Source organism: Micromonospora sp. DT62 (genome assembly GCF_049847285.1).
Taxonomy (GTDB): Bacteria; Actinomycetota; Actinomycetes; order Mycobacteriales; family Micromonosporaceae; genus Micromonospora; species Micromonospora reichwaldensis.
In genome coordinates, this window is record NZ_JBNCOB010000007.1 from 167143 (window position 1) to 185267 (window position 18125).

The following is an 18125-nucleotide window of genomic DNA, read 5'->3' on the forward strand; positions in this document are numbered from 1 at the left end:
GCGCCGGGCCACCGGGCCGTGGTGCGGCCGTCCCGGCAGACTCGCCGTGCGCCGCTCCTCCCTCACCACCCCGCCGTCGAGTCACTGGGGGAACCCGACGGCGAGCGTCTCGGCGAACCGGTTCTGACCTGGGCCAGAACCTCCCCCGTCTTGCCGAACGCGCAGGACGCTATCGGGACCGGCGATAAGAAATCGATAAGCCGTCTCCGTGGTTCAGTGGCATTCCACGGTCTGCGGCCGGGTCTCCGCGAGGCGCCGTTCCACCTCGCTGCACTCCGGTACGTCCATGCGGCGAAAGAGGACCAACGCCCGTTCCCAGTGCCGCCGGGCCTCGGCGAGATCACTGCCGGCACGGAGCGCGGCAATGCCGGTCAACGCCCGGGCCTGCTCGTACGGCTGAGCGATGCGGGTCGCGAGCCGAAGCGCCCGCTGGTGCGCGTCGGCGGCTCCGACCGGGTCGCCGGAACGGGCCAGGGTGAGCCCCAGATCGTTCAGCGCGCCGCACTCGGCGTGCCTCTCGCCCGAGTCGGCCGACAGTTCGAGCGCAAGTTCGTGCTGGTGCCGCGCCTGGTCGAACAGCCCGCACCCACGGTAGGCCACGCCGAGGATGTTCCGTGCTTCGGCTTCACCGTAACGATGGCCGGTGCGCCGGTAGAGCATGAGGGACGATTTCAGCAGGCGTACCGCCTGCTCGCACTGGCCGGTGCGGACCCTGACGGACGCCAGGTGGCTCAGCGCGTTCGCCATGTGGAAGTAGTCACCCACGGTCCGACCCTGGAAGAGGTGCCGGCGGTGAAAGCGCAGAGCCTCCTCGTACCGTCCGAGCGAGGTGAGGGCAAGGCCGAGGTTCGGCAGCGCGTTCGCTATGGATCCCTCCACTTGGCGGCCCTCGCGTAGGCCCTCGACGGAGAGCGCGGCGGATTGTGTGAAGTTGCCGCTCAACCAGTGGACGACGCTCAGGTTGGCTCGGATCTTCGCCAGCCGCGTGGTGTCCTTCATGTCTCGGCACAGCCCGACAGCGGCGGCGAGATAGCCGGACGCCTGCCGATAGGACCCCGTCTTGACCAGAGCGGATGCCAGGTAGTTGCTCATGGAGACCACGGCGGACCTGTCGCCCAGCGACTCCGCGGCAGCCAACCCGAGTTCGTGCGTGCACAGGATGTCGTCGAAGTACCGTCGTATGTAGCAGAAGCGCCACAGGACCCGCGCGAGCTTCCACGTGTATGTGTGGTGCCCGTGCTCCGCGGCCAGCGCTACCAACAACACGAGGTTGGCTCGTTCCTCCTCCAGCCATGCGATTCCGCGCGCCTCCGTCTCTTCGAGCAGATCCGGCCGGGCCGGATCTGCGACCCCGATCTCGGTGCGGACGTCGATCGCCTCGTGCAGGTCCTCGGCGGCCCGGAGGGCAGCGTGCAGCGCGAAGTCGAGAAGACGCACCACTGCGGCCTCGCGTGCTTCCGGCTGGTCCGACGTGCGGGACTGTTCCCTCGCGTACAGCCGCAGCAGATCGTGCAACCGGTACCGGTTGCCCTCGGTCTCCTCGACCAGGTGGCAGTCCACCAACTCGTCCAGCAGACGTGAGGCCGTGGCAAGGGGAAGATCAGCCAGGGCCGCCACCATGTCGGTGCCGTGCTCGCCGGAGTGGATGCCGAGCAACCGGAAGATCCGCTTCGCCTCGGTTTCGAGCGGCTCGTACGAGGCCGCGAAGGCCGCCGCGACAGTACGGTCGCCCACCGCGAGGTGACCCAACGCTGGAACGTCGTCGGCGAGGCGGCGGGCCAGATCCGCTATCCGGCGGGCAGGGCGATGAGCAAGCCGCGATCCGACGAGTCTGATCGCCAACGGCAGGTGTCCACACCGTCGGACGACCTCTGCGGCTGCCTCCGGTTCGTCCACGACGCGCTGGGCGCCCGCGCTGGCAGCCAACAGGGCCAGCCCTTCCTGAAGCGACATGACGGACAGCGACTGTGGTGGTCCCAGGTCAAGACCGGTGAGCCGACGACGGGACGTGACGAGCACGACGGACCCGCCGGCCGTGGGAAGCAACGAGCTCACCTGCTGGCTGTCCGCGGCGTTGTCGAGCACGACGACCGTTCGACGGACGGCCAGTTCGCCACGCCAGAGTTCCGCCCGCTGGTCGAGGTCGGAAGGAATACGCCCGTCGGGAACACCAAGCTGCCTGAGAAGGGTCACGAGGGCCGAGGTGGGGTCCACTGGACTGTGGTCTCCGTGCCCACGAAGATCCACGAAGAGTTGCGCATCCGGGTGGTCCTTCGACAGGAGCCGCGCAACATGAACCGCGAGGGTGGTCTTGCCGCTACCCGCCATACCGTCGATGAGGTGCACCGCGCTGTCCGGCCGCAGGCGGCTGGTCTCCTCCATCAACCGCGTCACCACGTCCCGCCGTCCGACGAAGTCGGCAACGGACCGGGGCAACCAGTCGCGCGAGCCGTGTCGTCCGTCTGTCGGGGTTCCGACCAGCCTGGCCTGCCCGATGGAGACGTCGCGAGGCCGTGCCACCCGGAACGGTTGAGACTCCTCGTTCGCGGCGCCGCGCCGGATCGCCTCGTGGAGACGCTGGAGCGCCGATCCGGGCCCGACACCGAGCTGCTGCCGCAACGCGCGGGCTGCGGCGTGGTACGCGGCGATCGCACCGGCGAGATCGCCGCGCTCGCGAAGCGCCCGCATGAGGAGAAGCTGAGCCGGCTCCCGCAGGGGGTTGGCGGCGATGGACTCCCGCAGAAGCGGGATTGCCTGCTCCGGCTGCCCCGCCCTGAGGCGTACGTCGGCGAGGAGTTCCCCCGCGAGAAGCCGTTCCTCCTGGGCGGCGGCGGCCCGGGCGGTAAGTACGGGCCCGAGAGGAACTCCGGCGAGCATCGATCCCCGCCACCTGGCCAGGGATCGACGCAGTAGGGCATCCGCGTCGGCCAGCTCTCCCGCCCGGGCCAGGTTCCGGGCCTGGTGGTACTCGGCGCTGAAACAGACGAGGTCGACCCGGTCCGTCGCAAGGTCGAAGCGGTAGCCACTGCCTGACCGGACGATGAACGGCCGCCCCTCTTCCGTCACACCCAGAGTCCGGCGCAGCGTGGCCGCATAGGTACGCAGGTTCGGTACGGCGGAACGTGGCGGGTCGTCCGCCCACAGCTCGTCGATCAGCTCGTCGGTGGTGACCAGCCGTCCGGGCTGCACGGCCAACATGGCGAGGACCGCCTGCTGTTTGGGAGTGCCCAGTCGCAGGGTCCCTTCGGGTCGCCAAGCCGTCAGGCCACCCAGGACGTGAATCTGCACCAGTCCCCCGTGACTGATTCCGTAGCCAAATGATCAATCAGAAGTCGGTGAGCAGGGCACAGCATATCGAGCGATTCGCCGCTTTGCCGCCCATGACCGTAACGCGGCCACAACAGGCGGTAGACGTGACCATTGTCGGTCGTGGCTTGCGCGGCCCTGGACAAGTGGACCGCCAAGCAATTCGACCAGCGGAAGACATCCTCCTTTCCTGCTGCAATGATCAGGCACAGGCCGGCAACCTCGCCCCTCGCGGACGTTCCACCTGCGCGCTCCGTCCAGACGGGATGGACAGAACGTCACAAGACATACCAGCCTTGGCTAATATTGCGCATACCGACATTTATTCCTTCGCAATGGCTCCTTACGCTCTTAAGCTCCCCCTCAACGCAGGAACGGCATCCAGGTGCCCGATCTCCCGAGGAGGAGTGTCCGATGCGCAGCACCGAATGGAACTGAGCCTTACCGCGGAGAGAACCCACCGGGTACGCTGCCGGTCATTGAGGAATGACGGTCAGCGACAGGTGAGGCGGGGTGAGCAGGACCACGAATCGTCGCCGGAACACCGATACGCGCCTACTGATGCTCGTGAGCGCGGCGGTGACGGCAGCGAGCGTCGTCGCGATCATCGCCCTCTCCGCAGCCCTACGCACACCGCCGCGCTCCGTAGGCGACGCTGCGACGATCGTCGCCATCACCTTGATGACCGCCCTCGGAGCGGTGGTCAAGGCACCGATCCGGATCCGATCGACCACCCTCGCGATCGCATGGGTGGAGACCGCCATCATCATCGGACTGGCGGTGGCCCCGGCGCCCTGGGTGATCCTGGCGACCGGAGCGGGAGTGGCCTGCGCCTCCGTCACCCGGCTGCCGCCCATCAAGACCGTCTTCGGAGTCGCGAAACACACCCTCGTGGCAGGCGGTGCCGCGGCGATGATCGTGCTGCTGGCCGACCGCTGGCCCGCACCCGACCTGGGGGGCCTGGTCGTCCAGCTCGGCTTCGTCTATCTGGTCGCCGCCCTCCTGGACGACGTGCTCGCGATCCCGGTGATCGCCGTCGCCACGGGCACTCGGCCCTGGGACCAGTTCCGCACTGACCTCGACCTGCGGCTGGCGGGCATCGGCGTGCGGTTCCTCGTCGCCCTCGCCACCCTGATGATCCTCCGCGCCGACCCGCTGATGCTGCTCGCCGTACCGCCCCTGGTCCTCAGCCTGCACCTCGCCTACTCGACCCGGGTCCGCGGCCGCACCGAGCAGCAGGCGTGGCAGCGGCTGGCCCGCACCACCGACGCGCTCAACGTGGTCGACCTGGACGAGGTCCTCACCACCGCGGTCACCCAGGCCGCCGAGCTGTTCTCGGCCGACGAGGTGGAGATCGAACTGCGCGACGGCGGCCGGACAGTGCGCGGCGGTGCCGTCGCCATCACGTACGACGGGCCGGCCGGCGAGCCGACCGCCGTGGACGGCACCGTGGTCCCCGCTGCACTGGAGGGGCACGACCGGACGGTCGACGTGGGCGTACTGCGGCTGCGGTTCCGGGGCCCCGTGCAGCTCTCCGAGCGGGAGCAGTACACGCTGCGCACCTTCGCCTCGGCGCTCTGCACGGCCGTGCGCAACGCGCAGGCGTACGCCGAGCTGGCCCGGGTCGCCGACGAGCACGCGTACGCCGCCACCCACGACGCGCTGACCGGGCTGGCCAACCGCCGGCACCTGCTCGACCAGGGCACCGAACAGCTCGACACCCGGCATGCCGACGGGGTGACCGCGCTGGTGCTGATCGACCTCAACCACTTCAAGGAGGTCAACGACACCCTCGGGCACGCCGCCGGGGACCACGTCCTGGTGCAGGTCGCCGAGCGGCTGCGCGACGCCGCCCAGGAGGGGGACCTGGTGGCCCGGCTCGGCGGCGACGAGTTCGCCGTACTCCTGCGGGGTCTGCCGGCCCCCGCGGTGGCCGCGCACCGCGCGGAGACCCTGCTCGCCACGCTGCACGAGCCGTTCGACCTCGACGGCATGCGGATCAGCGTCGAGGCGAGCGGCGGGATCGCCGCCGCACCCGCCACCGGGGGCATGCCGGAGCTGCTGCGCCGCGCGGACGTCGCGATGTACCAGGCCAAACGGGCCGGTCAGCGGACCTCGACGTACGCCCCGACCCGCGACACCGCCGACCTCGGCCGGCTCACCCTCGGCGGCGAACTGCCGCGCGCCGTCGCCGACCACGAGTTCACCGTCAACTTCCAGCCCATCGTCGACCTGGGCACCGGCCGGGTCACCGGCGCGGAGGCCCTCGCCCGCTGGCACCACCCCACCCACGGAATGATCGACCCGCTGCGCTTCCTGGAGGCGGTGGAACGCTCGGGCCTGCTCCCCGCCTTCGCCGAGGCGATCCTCGACCAGGCCCTGCTCGCGGCGGGCAGCTGGCGGGACGCCGGCTTCGACGTGCCCGTGGCGGTCAACGTGTCGCCGCGCAGCCTCCTCGACGCCCGCTTCCCGGGCTCCGTGCTCGCCCGGTTACGGGCCCACGACCTGCCCCCCGACCGGCTGGTGCTGGAGCTGACCGAGACGCTCACCCTCAGCCAGCTCGACGTGGTCGACCGGGTGCTCAGCCGGCTGCGCGACGAGGGGGTCCGGCTGGCGCTCGACGACTTCGGCACCGGCTACTCCTCCCTGTCGCTGCTCTCCCGCATCCCCGTGCACGAGCTGAAGATCGACCGCAGCTTCGTGACCGCCATGGAGACCTCCGCCGAGGCCGCCGCCGTCATCCGCTCCACCCTCGACCTGGGCCGCAGCCTCGGGCTCGACGTGGTGGCCGAGGGCGTGGAGAGCGAGCCGCAGCGCCGGGCCCTCTGGGAGCTGGGCTGCACCGCCGGCCAGGGGCACCTCTTCGCCCGGCCGGTGCCCGCCGGCACGCTCCTCGCGGCGTTCCGGCGCGGCTCCGGGGGCAGCCCCGGCACCCTCGCCCCTCCGCTGCACGACGCCGGAGCCGTGATCCGGCTCGCCCCGGGCCGCCGGCCGGGCGGGCGCGGCCGCACCGACCGCCACCTGCCCGCCTGACGCGGCGACGCGTACCTGCTGCCAGACTGGCCCGCGTGACCGCCGCCCCGACCGCCCGCCGCCGTGGCTGGCAGCGCCTCGACTCCGCCGCCGGCGGCCTCGCCCTCGACCTCGGCCTGTACGCCGGGTCGGCGGCGTTCGCCGCGATCACCGCCGCCACGTCCACCCTGCTCCCGCACCGGGCCTGGGGCACCGTCGCCGCCGTCGGATACCTCCTCGCGGCCCTCGCCGCGACCGGCCAGCTCCTGCTGCGGCGGCGTGACCCCACATCGCCGCCGGCCGGGCTGCGGGCCCGCTGGGCGGTCACCGGGTTCGCCTGGTTCGCCACCGCCCTGCTGCCGCTGGCCTGGCAGAGCATCCAACGGGCCGCCGGACGCACCGACCGGGCGCAAGAGGAGGTGCTGGTCGTCGAGGAGTCCGGCCGGCGGCTCGTCGACACCGGCACGCCGTACCTCGGGCACGACGCCATCGCCGCCCTGCCACCCGGCGAACAACTGCTCGGCTACACCCCCTACCAGCCGGGAATGGCACTGTTCGGGCTGCCCCGGGCGGCCGTCGACGCCTGGTGGACCGACGCCCGCGTCTGGTTCGCCGTCGGGACCGCGCTGGCACTCGCCCTGGCCGTCCGCGCCCTCACCCGCGGCGTACGCCGGAGCGCGGACGACCACACCGGCACCGCCCTGCTCCGGGGCGTACAGGCCGCCACCGTCCTCCCGATCTGCGCGCTCACCCTCGCCACCGGCGGCGACGACCTGCCCGTACTCGCGCTCTGCCTGCTCGCCCTCGCCCTCGCCGCCGCCGGCCGGCCGGGCCGGGCCGGTCTCGCGGTCGGCCTGGCCGGGGCGCTGAAGCTCTTCGCCTGGCCGGTCGCCCTCGTGCTGATCATCTGGGGGCTGACCCGGCGGGCCGGCCTGCGGGTCGCCGCGGGCGCGATCGGCGTGCCCGCCGCCGCGCTGCTGCCGGCCCTGCTCGTCGACCGCGACGCGCTGGTCGAGAACGTGCTCCGCTTCCCGCTCGGGCACGGCCTCGTGACCAGCCCCGCCCAGTCGCCGTTCCCCGGCCACCTGATCGCCACCGCGCTGCCCGCCGGCCGCGCCGTCGCCGTCGCCCTCCTGCTCGCCGCCGGGCTGGCCATCGCCGTCCGGCTCGCCCGCCGTCCGCCCCGCACCGCCGTCACCACGGCCCTGATCTGCGGGTACGGCCTGCTCGCCGCTATCCTGCTGATGCCCACGACCCGCTTCGGCTACCTGCTCTACCCGCTCGCCCTCCTCGCGTGGGCCCCCGCCCTGCATCCCCCGGTTTCCGCGAACCGGCGGGCGGAGGCCGGCGACACGGCGTAGACCTGAGGCATGACCACCTACCGCGACCGCGAAGAGGCGGGCCGGACGCTCGCCGAACGGCTCACCGCGCTCATCGGTGCACCGGACGTCATCGTCCTCGGGCTGGTACGCGGCGGCGTGCCCGTGGCCCGGGTGGTCGCCGAGCGGCTCGGCGCACCCCTCGACGTGCTGGTCGTCCGGAAACTCGGCATGCCGTGGGCGCCCGAGGTGGCCTTCGGCGCGCTCGGCCCAGGCGGCGTGCGGGTCCTCAACGACGTCGTCGCCAGTCGGCTCACGGAGGACGACGTCGCCGAGGTCGTCCGCCGCGAGGAGGCCGAACTGGAACGGCGGGAACGGCTCTACCGCGCCGGTCGTCCACCGCTCGACCTGACCGGGCGCACCGCCGTGATCGTCGACGACGGCCTGGCCACCGGGGCCACCGCCCGTGCCGCCGTCCAGGTCGCCCGTCACCTCGGCGCCCGCCGGGTCGTGGTCGCCGTCCCGGTCGGCTCACAGGAGGCGTACGAGATGCTGGCCGCCGAGTCCGACGAGGTCGTCTGCGCCCAGCACCCGCCGGAGTTCATGGCGGTGAGCACCTACTACGAGGACTTCCACGAGGTCGCCGACTCCGAAGTCACGGAAGCGCTGACAGCGACTGCGTGACCTGACCGGGTACGGTCGGAGAATGAGCCTGACCTGTCCCAAGTGTCACGGAGAAATGCGCCAGTACGAGCGCAGCGGCGTCACCATCGACCAGTGCGGCGAATGCCGGGGGATCTTCCTCGATCGCGGTGAGCTGGAGAAGCTGTTCGAGGCGGAGGCCAACTGGAGTCGCCAGCAGGGCGCGGCGCCCCCGGCGCAGCCCGCCCACCAGCAGGGCGGCTACCCCGGCCAGCCGAGCCACCAGCAGGGCGGTTACCCGCCTCCGCCGCCCCCGCCGCCCGCTCCCGCCCCGCACCAGCCGGGCTACGGCGCCGTCCCGCCGCCCCCGCCGGTGCACGGCTACCCGCCGGCCCCCGCCTACGGCCAGCAGCACCACGGCTACCACGGGCACTACAAGCGCAAGAAGCACAAGAGCTTCCTGGACGAGATGTTCGGCTGAGCCACTCCGTCGACCGGGCCGGCGCCTCGACCGGCCCGGTCACCCGTGGTCCCACGCCCCGCGCCCCGTGCCACCGCCGTTCGCCGTGCCGAGCGGCGTCGGCCGTGCGACGCTGCGCTCCATGACGCACCGCGGACGACACCTCGCGCTGGCGCAGGCGTACGACGGGATCATCCGCGTCGTCACCGACCTCGACGACGCGGACCTGCAACGGCCCACCCGGTGCCGGGGCTGGCTCGTCGCGGACCTGCTGTTCCACATGCTCTGCGATGCCCAGCGAGCGCTGGTCGCGCTGGCCAGCCCCGCCGAGGGCCCGGCCGACGTGGACGACGTGACCTACTGGCGCGCGTTCCCGTCCGAGGAGGACGGCGACGGCGCGCGGCACGCCTGGTGGGCCCGTCGCTCCGCAGCCGCCTTCGACCGCCCCGGCGGGATCGTCCGGCTCTGGACCGACACCGCACCCGCCGCCGTACGCGCCGCGGGCGCGGCCGACCCCGACGGCCACGTGACCACCCAGGGGCACGTGCTGCGGGTGCCGGACCTGCTCGCCACCCTGACCACCGAGGCCGTCGTGCACCACCTGGACCTGGTCCTCGACCTGCCCGACGCGCCCCTGCCCGGGGTGCTGGCCACGCGGGTCGCCGTGACCACCATGGACGGCCTGCTCAGCGACGACGCCGTCCGGCCGGCCGCCTGGAGCGACGCCGAGTACCTGCTCAAGGCCACCGGCCGACTGCCGCTCACCGACCGCGACCAGCGCGAACTCGGCGAGGTCGCCGGCTGGTTCCCCCTGCTGGGCTGACCGGCGCGGCCGTCCTCAGACGATGGCCATGTCCACGAAGCGCGACAGGTGGAGCTGCGCGGCCACCGTCACCGTGTCGGTCGGACCATTTCTGTGCTTGGCAACAATAAAATCCGCCTCCCCGGCACGCGGCGACTCCTTGTCGTAGTAGTCGTCGCGGTGCAGCAGGATCACGACGTCGGCATCCTGCTCGATCGAGTTGTGGGTGGCGATGCCGTTGGCGATGAAGTTGTGGGTACCGAGGACGGTGGCGTCGAAGACGTCGTGGCTGCCGAGTGACTCGATCGACACGATCTCATCCCAGAAGATGTCGTTCGTAGCGTGCAGGTCGAGATCGGCGGCTTCGAGGACCGATGCGATCTTCGCAAGCCTGGATCGACTTGGTGCGTGCTTCCACAACGTGCTGCCACAGACCTGGGAGTCGATCGCTGCGGCGAACTCACGGTGGGTCATGCCGTTCTCCGCCAGGATCTCCCGGACCCGGCCCCACACCTCGCGCGGCACCGTGTCGACGTTGGTGTTGCTGCGCATCGCCGTGAGCGATGTGAGCAGCTCGGCGCAGTTGAGCGCCCTGTCTCCGTGCACGCCGATCTCCCGAAGGAACCGCAACTGGTCATCCCGTCCGGAAACGTCAAGCGTGTACTGAGGTCGGTGACGTTCGACCGGCACCACTTTGATCCGAGCGGTGATGCCGTATCGCAGCAGCAGCCGGGATATGTCCTCTAGCATCCGGCGGCTTGTCGACGAGAAGTAGATGCGGCCACCGCGGCCGGACTTGTTCACGGTCACCGAGCCGTCCGTGGCCCACAGGTGCCGGAGGAAGAGTGTGATCTGCTCCTTCGGCATGCCGAAGACCGCCGCCGGGATGAACTTCTCATGCGACCGCAGGCCGAACAGTCCCAGACCGTCCAACCACTCGGCGATCGGATTGCGCCGGCCGCGAGCGAGACGGTAGGGAGCGGGAAGCCTCAGGGTGGTGACCCTGGCCGCCTCGTAGTCGTCACGGATGGCGGTGATGCCGAAATGTTTGGCGGCCTCCGCCACGGCCTGCAGATTGCCTTCGTCGCGGCTCGCGTACCGAATGGGCTGCCGGCGCACGAACGAGCCGTCGCCTAGCAGGTGCGCCAGCAGGACGACCTCCGGCTCCGCCCACGGTCGGATCGTGAGTGGAGGCGGAACGTGCCGGGGGGTGGCGAGACGCGCTCCCGGCGCCAACTCCCCGAGCGGCAACCATCCGGCGAAGGTGAGAAACGGATGGTTCGACGTCGCGTCAATCTGCTTACCCGAGGCCAGCTTCATGCGGAACACCTCCCGATTGCCGCTCGGGAAGACGTGGGTCATCGTTCGGGGGGTGTAGCGCAGTGTCTCGTCCAGCGCCCATACCGGGACGTCCTTGGTCCCGTCGGCGAGCAACTCGCCGAGGGTCACTTCGGAGTTGTTGTCGGCCCGGATCAGCCGGGTCTCCGCCGTCAGGCAGCCCGATTCACGCAAGTCGGACAGCTGCGGTCGCTTGTCGGTGCGCTGCTCCGGGCCACGGTTCAGCTGACTGACCGCGATCACCGGGCACTCCACCTCCTTGGCAAGCAGCTTGAGGCCACGGGAGAGGTCCGCGACCTCCTGCTGCCGGCTCTCGGTGCGCTTCGGGGAGGTCATCAGCTGGAGATAGTCGACCACGATCAGCTTGAGGTCGTGCCGCTGCTTGAGCCGGCGCGCCTTGGCCCGGATCTCCATCAGGTTCATGCTCGGCGTGTCGTCGACGAAGAGCGGCGCCTCACTGATCTCGCCCATGCAACGGGCGAGCTTGGTCCAGTCGTCGTCGGAGAGCTGGCCGCTGCGCAGGACGTGCAGGGGCACACGCGCCTCGGCCGACAGCAGCCGCATGACGATCTCGACCTTGCTCATTTCCAGCGAGAAGATGGCCGCCGCCTGATTTGCCCTGATCGCGGCGTTGCGCGCGAAGTCCATGCTCGCCGTGCTGTTGTGTGTCGGGATCATCGCCCGACCCGCGAGGTAGAGGTGCTCGGGATTGTCCACCGTGACGCACCGGACGGGCACGCTCGCCACCGGTCGGACGTCGACGATGAAACGGCTGTCCGTCCGGGAGTTGCTCTCGCTACGGCGCCGCAGCCGGTGCGCCTCCCGCTTGCGGGTCAGGCGGAACACTTCGTCCCTCGTCGTGAAGTTCAAGTTGAAGGCGATCGAGCTTTCCGCGGTGCGCCCCTTGACGGCCTTCCGACTGACCGAGCAGCGGTACCCGAGACTGACGACCAACTCGTGCACGTCCTCGGCGAGGCGGGGGGACGTCGTGGTGAACTGCACGTTCCCGCTGACGGTCACGGTGCCGTCGGTGTCGAGCAGCCCGGCCAGCAGCGCTCGCCGCTGCGCCTCCGAGGCCCGCAGGTACGCGGCGGGGACGTGCTTGTCGCCCAACACCCCGGCCGCCCGCAGGTAACCACGGAAGGAGCCGTAACGCTCGTGGCAGTCGCGGCACCTGCGACTTGCGTTCCAGGCGCTGGCGTCCACTCTCCCGCAGTGGGCGCAACCTTCGCGCCGCGCCGCAGGGACGAGTCCTTTCGACCGGCCCCCACACGACTGGCCGCAGGTGTGGATCGCCGGGCCACGAGGCGTGAAGACGGCGTGGCAGACGACGCATTCACGGTCGGGGATCGCGGGCAGCCGCGGCGGACGAATGGTGTAGACCATCGGCCCCGAAGGTCTGGCCTCGAAGCCGTCGGACTCGATTCCGGCCAGGATCTCCGGGTCGACGGTGGTGACCCTTCCTTCCGCCGTGTGGCCGTCGCCGAGCCAGACGCCGAGCGTGTACGGCGCAAGCGGGAGTTCGCGTTCCGGAAGGCGGAGTGCGGCGGCGTTCTCGACCGCATGGTTGAGTCGTCGGTCGGCCGTGTTCGTACGCAGGGTCGCTCGTATCTGCTCCGTCGTCACCACGTCTTGCAACTCCGCCGCCGCCAGGCTCTCCGCCCACTGCTCGACACGCTCCAGCAACTGGCGGTAGAGGCGGCGGGCCGGATAGGCCCTGGACGGGCGCACACGCGGGCGCCTGCGCATGACGACGGGCGACTCGTTGGCGATGTCGTGCGCCACCCGTTGGGCGGTGTGCGTGAACTCCGGGCCGAGTACGGCGGCCAACTCCGCGATCGTGACGTCGTCGCTGGGCATGGCGCGTGCGGCGGCCCGGTGTAGCCGTTCGATGGCTTGGGGAGACCAGTGGTTTCGGCGGCGGGCGGGGGCAGCGCGGCGGCTTGCCCGCGTAGTGGTCTTCCACAGGTGTTCACCGTCGGCAACGATCACCGAGCCGTCGGAGAACTCGACCTCGTAGCACGGCCGGTCGTGCCGTACCTCGAACGCGGCGGTGACCTTCGTCGGCCGGCCGTCAGCGCTCAGCAACTCGTCGCCGACCTTCACGTCCCCCATGGTGGTCCAGCCCGTCGGCGTGGGAAGGGGGGTGTCCAGCGCAAGCGCCTTACCCAACCCGGGGCGTCCGGCGACGATCACGAGTTGCCCCGCGTGCAGGCCGTTGAGCAGGCGGTCCAGGTCGGTGAAGCCGGTGGGGACGCCGGTCATCATGCCGCCCTGGGCGCCCACCGCCTCGATCTCGTCGAGCGTGGGCTGGAGCATGTCGGCGAGTACGGCGAAGTCCTCGCTGACGCGGCGCTCGGTGATGTCGTAGACCGCCTGCTGGGCGAGGTCGACGACGTCGTCGACGTCGCGGCTGCCGCCCTGAGCCGTGCCGTAGCCCAGCTGCACGATCTTGGTGCCGGCCTCGACCAGGCGCCGCAGGACCGCCCGCTCGCTGACGATCCGGGCGTAGTAGGCCGCGTTCGCGGCGGTCGGCACGCTGGCGATCAGCGTGTGCAGGTAGGGGGCGCCGCCGATCCGGACGAGATCGCCGGAGTTGGCCAGGGCCGCCGCCACGGTGATCGAATCGGCCGGCTCGCCCCGGCCGTAGATCTCCAGGATGGTGTCGAAGATGGTGGCGTGCACCGGCCGGTAGAAGTCGTTGGTCTTGAGGATCTCCACGACGTCGGCGACGGCGTCCTTGGAGAGCAGCATGCCGCCGAGGACGCACTGCTCGGCGGCGATGTCCTGGGGCGGGGTCTTGTCGAACTGGCCGTCGCGCTGCGGCGGCGGGGACGTGTGCCCCCCGCCCGATCGCGAGTCCGCCCGCATGTCGTCGGTGACCGACACGGGTCCCCCCTCCACTGCGTCGGATCTGGATCCAGCCCTGTCGCCGGGGTAGACAACCTCGACCTGCCGGTCGATCGGGGGTCATCGCACGGCCGGTCGGGGGCCAACCATACGGAACCCGAGGTCAGCCCCTCAACCACGTCGGTGGACGAGCCTCGGGACAACCTGTGGACGGCGGGGGACGAGCATGTGCGCAGGGTGTGCACAGCCTGTGGACAACGGCTGGGGAATTCTCCGACTCAAGGCGCTGAGCTGCGGAAACACAATCCCCAGCCTGTGGACGGCAAGTTTTCGGTCGAACTGCGCGGTCGAACGTCCCGTACTATCTCCAGCGAACGGCTACACCTGCACAGCGGATTGCGCCATCGGTTGAGAAGGGTCACGCTCCGGCCGTGAGTAACCGGGACTGGGGACGCGGAGAGGGCGGTCCGCGCGAGCCGGTCGCCCCCTGGGACGATCCCGCCGACTCGGCACCGGTCGATCCGTACGAGCGCGCTCCGGCGCGGCACCGCACGCCGAGCCGGCGCCGGGCCGTCGAGCGCGGGCAGCGGGAGCCGGTCGACAGCTACCTGCCGCGTTGGGCCCTGGAGTCGGGGATCCGCAGCGCCGACGGCGGTGGCCGCCACGCCGCGCCCGACGACGAGGTGGGGATCGAGGCCGACCAACCGCACTCCGGTGCCTGGCGGGCCACGGAGACCACAAGCAGCTGGCACCGGGCCAGCGAGACGAGCTTGCGCGAGACCCCGGCGATCGGCGCGGCTCCGCAGTCGGAGCACACCGGTGAGTGGACGTTAGGCGCGGGCCCGCAGTCGGAGCACACCGGTGAGTGGACGTTCGACCATCCGCAGGAGCGGGGATACTCCGGGCGGCGGCGGGCCGGGGACGACCCCGTCTCGGGCTCGGCGCCGCCGAGCCGGCCGAGGCGATTGCCGTCGCAACGCCCGCAGGTCGTCTGGTCCGGCCTGGAGGAGGCGGACGCGTCCGGGTCCGTACCGGATCGGAAGGCCGAGCGGCGCCGGGGCCGGCGGGCGGCGGAGGACCGCCCCGCCGTCGATCCCTGGGACCGGGAGTCGCACCTCGCCGCGTCCGAGAGCCCGCCCTCCCCGCCTCCGGCCGTGGACGCGTGGGACGCGTCGGGTGTGCACGCGTGGCACCCGGCCGGTGAGGTCGACCGCTGGGACCGCACCGACACCGGCCGGTGGGACCGGGCCGACGACACCGGCAGCGGGGACCGCACCGACGGCGCGGGTCGGTGGGACCGGACCGACGGCACCGGTGAGTGGCGCCGGTCCGACGACACCGGTGCGTGGGAGCGGTGTTCCGACGACGGCGGGTGGGACAGGACCGCGCCGGGTTCCGGCGGGGGCGCCGTGCAGGAATGGCCCTGGCCGGGGCAGGACGAGCGGAGCGAGGGTTTCTGGTCGGGCACCCGGCTGGCGGGCGACGATCCCCGCTGGATGGACCCGCCGGTGTCGGCGCCCCGGTCACCCGTGGTGCCCTACTCCGCGCCGCGGCCGCGTCCGGCGCCGCGTCGGCGCGTGGCCGAGCCGGTCGGTGCCGCGACGGCGTCGGCCGTACGCCGTGGGGCCGGGACCGCCGGGGCGGGGGCGTGGGGCCGTCGTATCGAGGATGACCTGCTCGATCCCGATCCGGGCGGGCCGTGGCGGTCGCTGCTCTACACGGTCGCGTGCTATCTGGTGCCGGCGGCGCTGATCTTCGTCTGGTTGCTGACCCTGGACGGACAGGTGCCGGCGGGGTGTGTCACCGACATCAGCGGAGGGGGTTGCGACTCGCCCCGGGCGCGGGCGCTGGGCTCGCTGGCAGCGGGCCTGCCGCGCTTCGGGTTGGCGCTGGCCAGCAGCCTGGTCGTGGCGCTGCTGCTGCGCCGGGTCGGGACGACGTGGCGTTCGGCCAGCGTCGCGCTGGCGGCGGCCGTGGTCGGCGGCGGTCTCTCGACGGTGATGATCAGCGCGGTGACGGGCCAGCCGATCGGCTGACGAGCCGCGATCGTCGAGTGCTGGCCCCCGCGCGGATCAGCGCGCCCGCGCGACCATGGTGCCGTTGCTCGCCGAAGGCACCGGCCGGCTTGTCGGCTGATGATCAGCTTGGCGGCCCGGTGGCTGGCGTGCCGCCGCACTGGTCGGCCCGCACCGCGACGAGCTGGCCGACGGTACGAGCGGGAGAGTACGCCGCAGGTCGTACACGAACAGGGCCCGCACCGGTCGGTGCGGGCCCTGTCGTGGTGCTCGGGTGAGGTGTCAGCCCTGGACGACGTTGAGGTCGAACTTGGCGCTCACCTCGGGGTGCAGCTTGATCTGCACCGGGTAGGAGCCGGTCGACTTGATCGGACCGGACAGCTCCAGCCGACGACGGTCGAGGACCGGACCACCGGCGGCCTTGACGGCGTCGACGATCTCGGCCGGGGTGACCGAGCCGAAGAGCCGACCGCCGTCGCCGGCGCGGGCCTTCAGGCTGACCTTGAGGCCCTCGAGCTGGCCCTTTACCTCGTTGGCGTGGCCGAGGTCGCGGATCTCACGGGCCGAGCGGGCCCGCTTGATGACCGTGACCTGCTTCTCCGCACCCTTGGTCCAGGCGATCGCGAAGCCCTGCGGCAGCAGGTAGTTACGGCCGTAGCCGTTCTTGACCTCGACGATGTCACCCGGGGCACCGAGGCCGGACACCTCCTGAGTCAGGATGATCTTCATATCGGTGCCTCCTCTCAGCGGGCCGTGGCCGTGTACGGCAGGAGCGCCATCTCACGGGCGTTCTTGACCGCACGGGCGATCTGCCGCTGCTGCTGCGAGGTCACGCCGGTCACCCGCCGAGCGCGGATCTTGCCGCGGTCGGAGATGAACTTGCGCAGCAGCGCGGTGTCCTTGTAATCGATGTAGGTGATCCCGTCCTTGTCGAGCGGGTTCACCTTCTTCTTCGGCTTGCGAAGTGCAGCGGCCTTGGCCATTGCTCGTGCTCCTGGTTTGCGATCGCGGGCGCTCGGCGCCATTAGAACGGGGGCTCCTCGTCGAAGTTGCCGCCACCCGAACCACCGCGCGAGGGTGCCGGTGCAGCCGATGCCCAGGGGTCGTCGAAGTTGCCTCCGCCGCCGCCCTGGCCACCTCCACCACCACCGCCGCCGAAGCCGCCGCCACCGCCGCCGGAGCGGGACATCTTCTGCACCTTCGCCGTGGCGTAGCGCAGCGACGGGCCGATCTCGTCGACCTCGAGCTCGATGACGGTGCGCTTCTCGCCCTCGCGCGTCTCGTACGACCGCTGACGCAGCCGGCCCGAGACGATCACGCGGGCGCCCCGCTGGAGCGACTCGGCGACGTGCTCCGCCGCCTGCCGCCACACGGTGCACGCCAGGAAGAGCGGCTCGCCGTCCTTCCACTCGCCGGAGGCCTTGTCCATGAACCGGGGCGTCGAAGCGACCCGGAACTTGGCGACCGCCGCACCGGACGGGGTGAACCGCAACTCGGGGTCATCGGTCAGGTTGCCGATGACCGTGATGGTGGTGTCTCCTGCCATGACCATCTCCTCGCGCACTCATCAGTTCTGCCGTACAGGCTCTCAGAGCCCTCCGACAGTGCCGATGAGGCTGATCCGGGTGGACCGGGGTTGAATGCTTTAGCGCATCTCCGGCCGGATGACCTTGGTGCGCAGCACGGACTCGTTGAGCCGCAGCTGACGGTCCAGCTCGGCCACCGCTGCGGGCGTCGCCTGCAGGTCGATGACGGCGTAGATGCCTTCGGCCTTCTTGTTGATCTCGTACGCGAGGCGCCGGCGGCCCCACACGTCCGTCTTCTCGACCGAGCCACCCGCAGTCCGGATCACGTTCAGGTACGTGTCGAGGGACGGGGCGACGGTGCGCTCCTCGAGGCTGGAGTCGAGGATCACCATGACTTCGTAATGACGCAAGACGTGCTCACCTCCTATGGGCTAAGCGGCCACGGTCCTTCCGTGGCAGGAGGTCGTGCGTCGTGGCCCGCGCCGGTTCCGGGGGAACCCGGCCGTACGCGGACAACCGGACCAGGATACCCGGTCCCGACGATCATGCCCGGGGTGGTCGGCGGGGCCCTTCCACCGGGCAATGCGACGGGGGCCCGCATCGACGTCGCTGTCGATGCGAGCCCCCGTACACGAGGCCGCGGGGCGTCCCGTCCGCATTCCTTGGGTGGGACCTGGGGAGGAACGACCACACCGATGAGGTTGGACCGGGGACGCCCCGCGGAGCTTTATCGTGTTGTTACCTGACGTTACAACGGCTCTTGCCCCTTGTCGGGGGAAATGGCGGAATTCTCCGACAAATTTCCGGATGAGCCAAGTTCCGTCAGGGCGGGCCCCCGCCGCGCCGGGCCGCGCG

Annotated in this window: 12 protein-coding genes and 1 pseudogene; 6 read left to right on the forward strand and 7 right to left on the reverse strand. The window is 71.2% G+C overall.

Annotated elements, in window-relative coordinates:
- Positions 1-213: 213 nt before the first annotated feature.
- The gene (locus ACPXCB_RS13395) at positions 214-3288 is read right to left on the reverse strand and encodes a BTAD domain-containing putative transcriptional regulator (RefSeq protein WP_425875280.1); all 3075 of its coding nucleotides are present in this window, start codon (positions 3286-3288) and stop codon (positions 214-216) included.
- Between the two features lie 494 nt (positions 3289-3782).
- Positions 3783-3914, reverse strand: coding sequence for a hypothetical protein (locus ACPXCB_RS13400; RefSeq protein ID WP_421458749.1), 132 nt, complete (start codon positions 3912-3914; stop codon positions 3783-3785).
- On the opposite strand from ACPXCB_RS13400, the gene ACPXCB_RS13405 reads away from it, so the two are divergent.
- From ACPXCB_RS13405 to ACPXCB_RS13425, 5 genes and pseudogenes are all read left to right on the forward strand, one after another.
- A complete protein-coding gene (locus ACPXCB_RS13405) occupies positions 3868-6339 on the forward strand; it encodes a putative bifunctional diguanylate cyclase/phosphodiesterase (RefSeq protein ID WP_425875282.1) in 2472 nt (823 codons plus the stop codon). The genes ACPXCB_RS13400 and ACPXCB_RS13405 overlap by 47 nt on opposite strands.
- A 35-nt stretch (positions 6340-6374) precedes the next feature.
- Positions 6375-7699, forward strand: a pseudogene (locus tag ACPXCB_RS13410) (glycosyltransferase 87 family protein); the annotation flags it as partial.
- Complete coding sequence (locus ACPXCB_RS13415; protein ID WP_425875284.1) at positions 7689-8321, forward strand: phosphoribosyltransferase; 633 nt, start codon at positions 7689-7691, stop codon at positions 8319-8321. The pseudogene ACPXCB_RS13410 and the gene ACPXCB_RS13415, both read left to right, overlap by 11 nt.
- 22 nt (positions 8322-8343) lie before the next feature.
- Positions 8344-8760: a zf-TFIIB domain-containing protein gene (locus tag ACPXCB_RS13420; protein WP_425875286.1), complete on the forward strand. Its 417-nt coding sequence runs from the start codon at positions 8344-8346 to the stop codon at positions 8758-8760.
- A 121-nt stretch (positions 8761-8881) separates the two neighbouring features.
- Positions 8882-9562, forward strand: a complete 681-nt coding sequence (locus ACPXCB_RS13425) for a maleylpyruvate isomerase N-terminal domain-containing protein (protein WP_425875288.1) — start codon at positions 8882-8884, stop codon at positions 9560-9562.
- Positions 9563-9577: 15 nt separating this feature from the next.
- On the opposite strand, the gene ACPXCB_RS13430 is transcribed toward ACPXCB_RS13425, so the two are convergent.
- Positions 9578-13750, reverse strand: coding sequence for a replicative DNA helicase (locus ACPXCB_RS13430; protein ID WP_425875489.1), 4173 nt, complete (start codon positions 13748-13750; stop codon positions 9578-9580).
- A 410-nt stretch (positions 13751-14160) separates the two neighbouring features.
- On the opposite strand from ACPXCB_RS13430, the gene ACPXCB_RS13435 reads away from it, so the two are divergent.
- Complete coding sequence (locus tag ACPXCB_RS13435) at positions 14161-15765, forward strand: hypothetical protein (protein ID WP_425875290.1); 1605 nt, start codon at positions 14161-14163, stop codon at positions 15763-15765.
- A 261-nt stretch (positions 15766-16026) separates the two neighbouring features.
- On the opposite strand, the gene rplI is transcribed toward ACPXCB_RS13435, so the two are convergent.
- From rplI to rpsF, 4 genes are all read right to left on the reverse strand, one after another.
- Positions 16027-16473, reverse strand: coding sequence for a 50S ribosomal protein L9 (gene rplI / locus ACPXCB_RS13440; protein WP_151456174.1), 447 nt, complete (start codon positions 16471-16473; stop codon positions 16027-16029).
- Positions 16474-16487: 14 nt separating this feature from the next.
- Positions 16488-16727 carry a 30S ribosomal protein S18 gene (gene rpsR, locus ACPXCB_RS13445; RefSeq protein ID WP_007073789.1) on the reverse strand — a complete coding sequence of 80 codons (240 nt, stop codon included), beginning with the start codon at positions 16725-16727 and terminating at the stop codon, positions 16488-16490.
- Positions 16728-16768: 41 nt separating this feature from the next.
- The gene (locus tag ACPXCB_RS13450) at positions 16769-17308 is read right to left on the reverse strand and encodes a single-stranded DNA-binding protein (protein ID WP_199729229.1); all 540 of its coding nucleotides are present in this window, start codon (positions 17306-17308) and stop codon (positions 16769-16771) included.
- Between the two features lie 81 nt (positions 17309-17389).
- Positions 17390-17680: a 30S ribosomal protein S6 gene (gene rpsF, locus ACPXCB_RS13455; protein WP_117668160.1), complete on the reverse strand. Its 291-nt coding sequence runs from the start codon at positions 17678-17680 to the stop codon at positions 17390-17392.
- Positions 17681-18125 lie beyond the last annotated feature (445 nt).

Excerpts from the sequence above, each read along its gene's own strand:
- ACPXCB_RS13405 (WP_425875282.1), top strand. The coding sequence starts at position 3,868 with ATGCTCGTGAGCGCGGCGGTGACGGCAGCGAGCGTCGTCGCGATCATC.
- ACPXCB_RS13400 (WP_421458749.1), bottom strand. The coding sequence starts at position 3,914 with ATGATCGCGACGACGCTCGCTGCCGTCACCGCCGCGCTCACGAGCATC.
- ACPXCB_RS13415 (WP_425875284.1), top strand. The coding sequence starts at position 7,689 with ATGACCACCTACCGCGACCGCGAAGAGGCGGGCCGGACGCTCGCCGAA.
- ACPXCB_RS13420 (WP_425875286.1), top strand. The coding sequence starts at position 8,344 with ATGAGCCTGACCTGTCCCAAGTGTCACGGAGAAATGCGCCAGTACGAG.
- ACPXCB_RS13425 (WP_425875288.1), top strand. The coding sequence starts at position 8,882 with ATGACGCACCGCGGACGACACCTCGCGCTGGCGCAGGCGTACGACGGG.
- ACPXCB_RS13430 (WP_425875489.1), bottom strand. The coding sequence starts at position 13,750 with ATGCGGGCGGACTCGCGATCGGGCGGGGGGCACACGTCCCCGCCGCCG.
- rplI (WP_151456174.1), bottom strand. The coding sequence starts at position 16,473 with ATGAAGATCATCCTGACTCAGGAGGTGTCCGGCCTCGGTGCCCCGGGT.
- rpsR (WP_007073789.1), bottom strand. The coding sequence starts at position 16,727 with ATGGCCAAGGCCGCTGCACTTCGCAAGCCGAAGAAGAAGGTGAACCCG.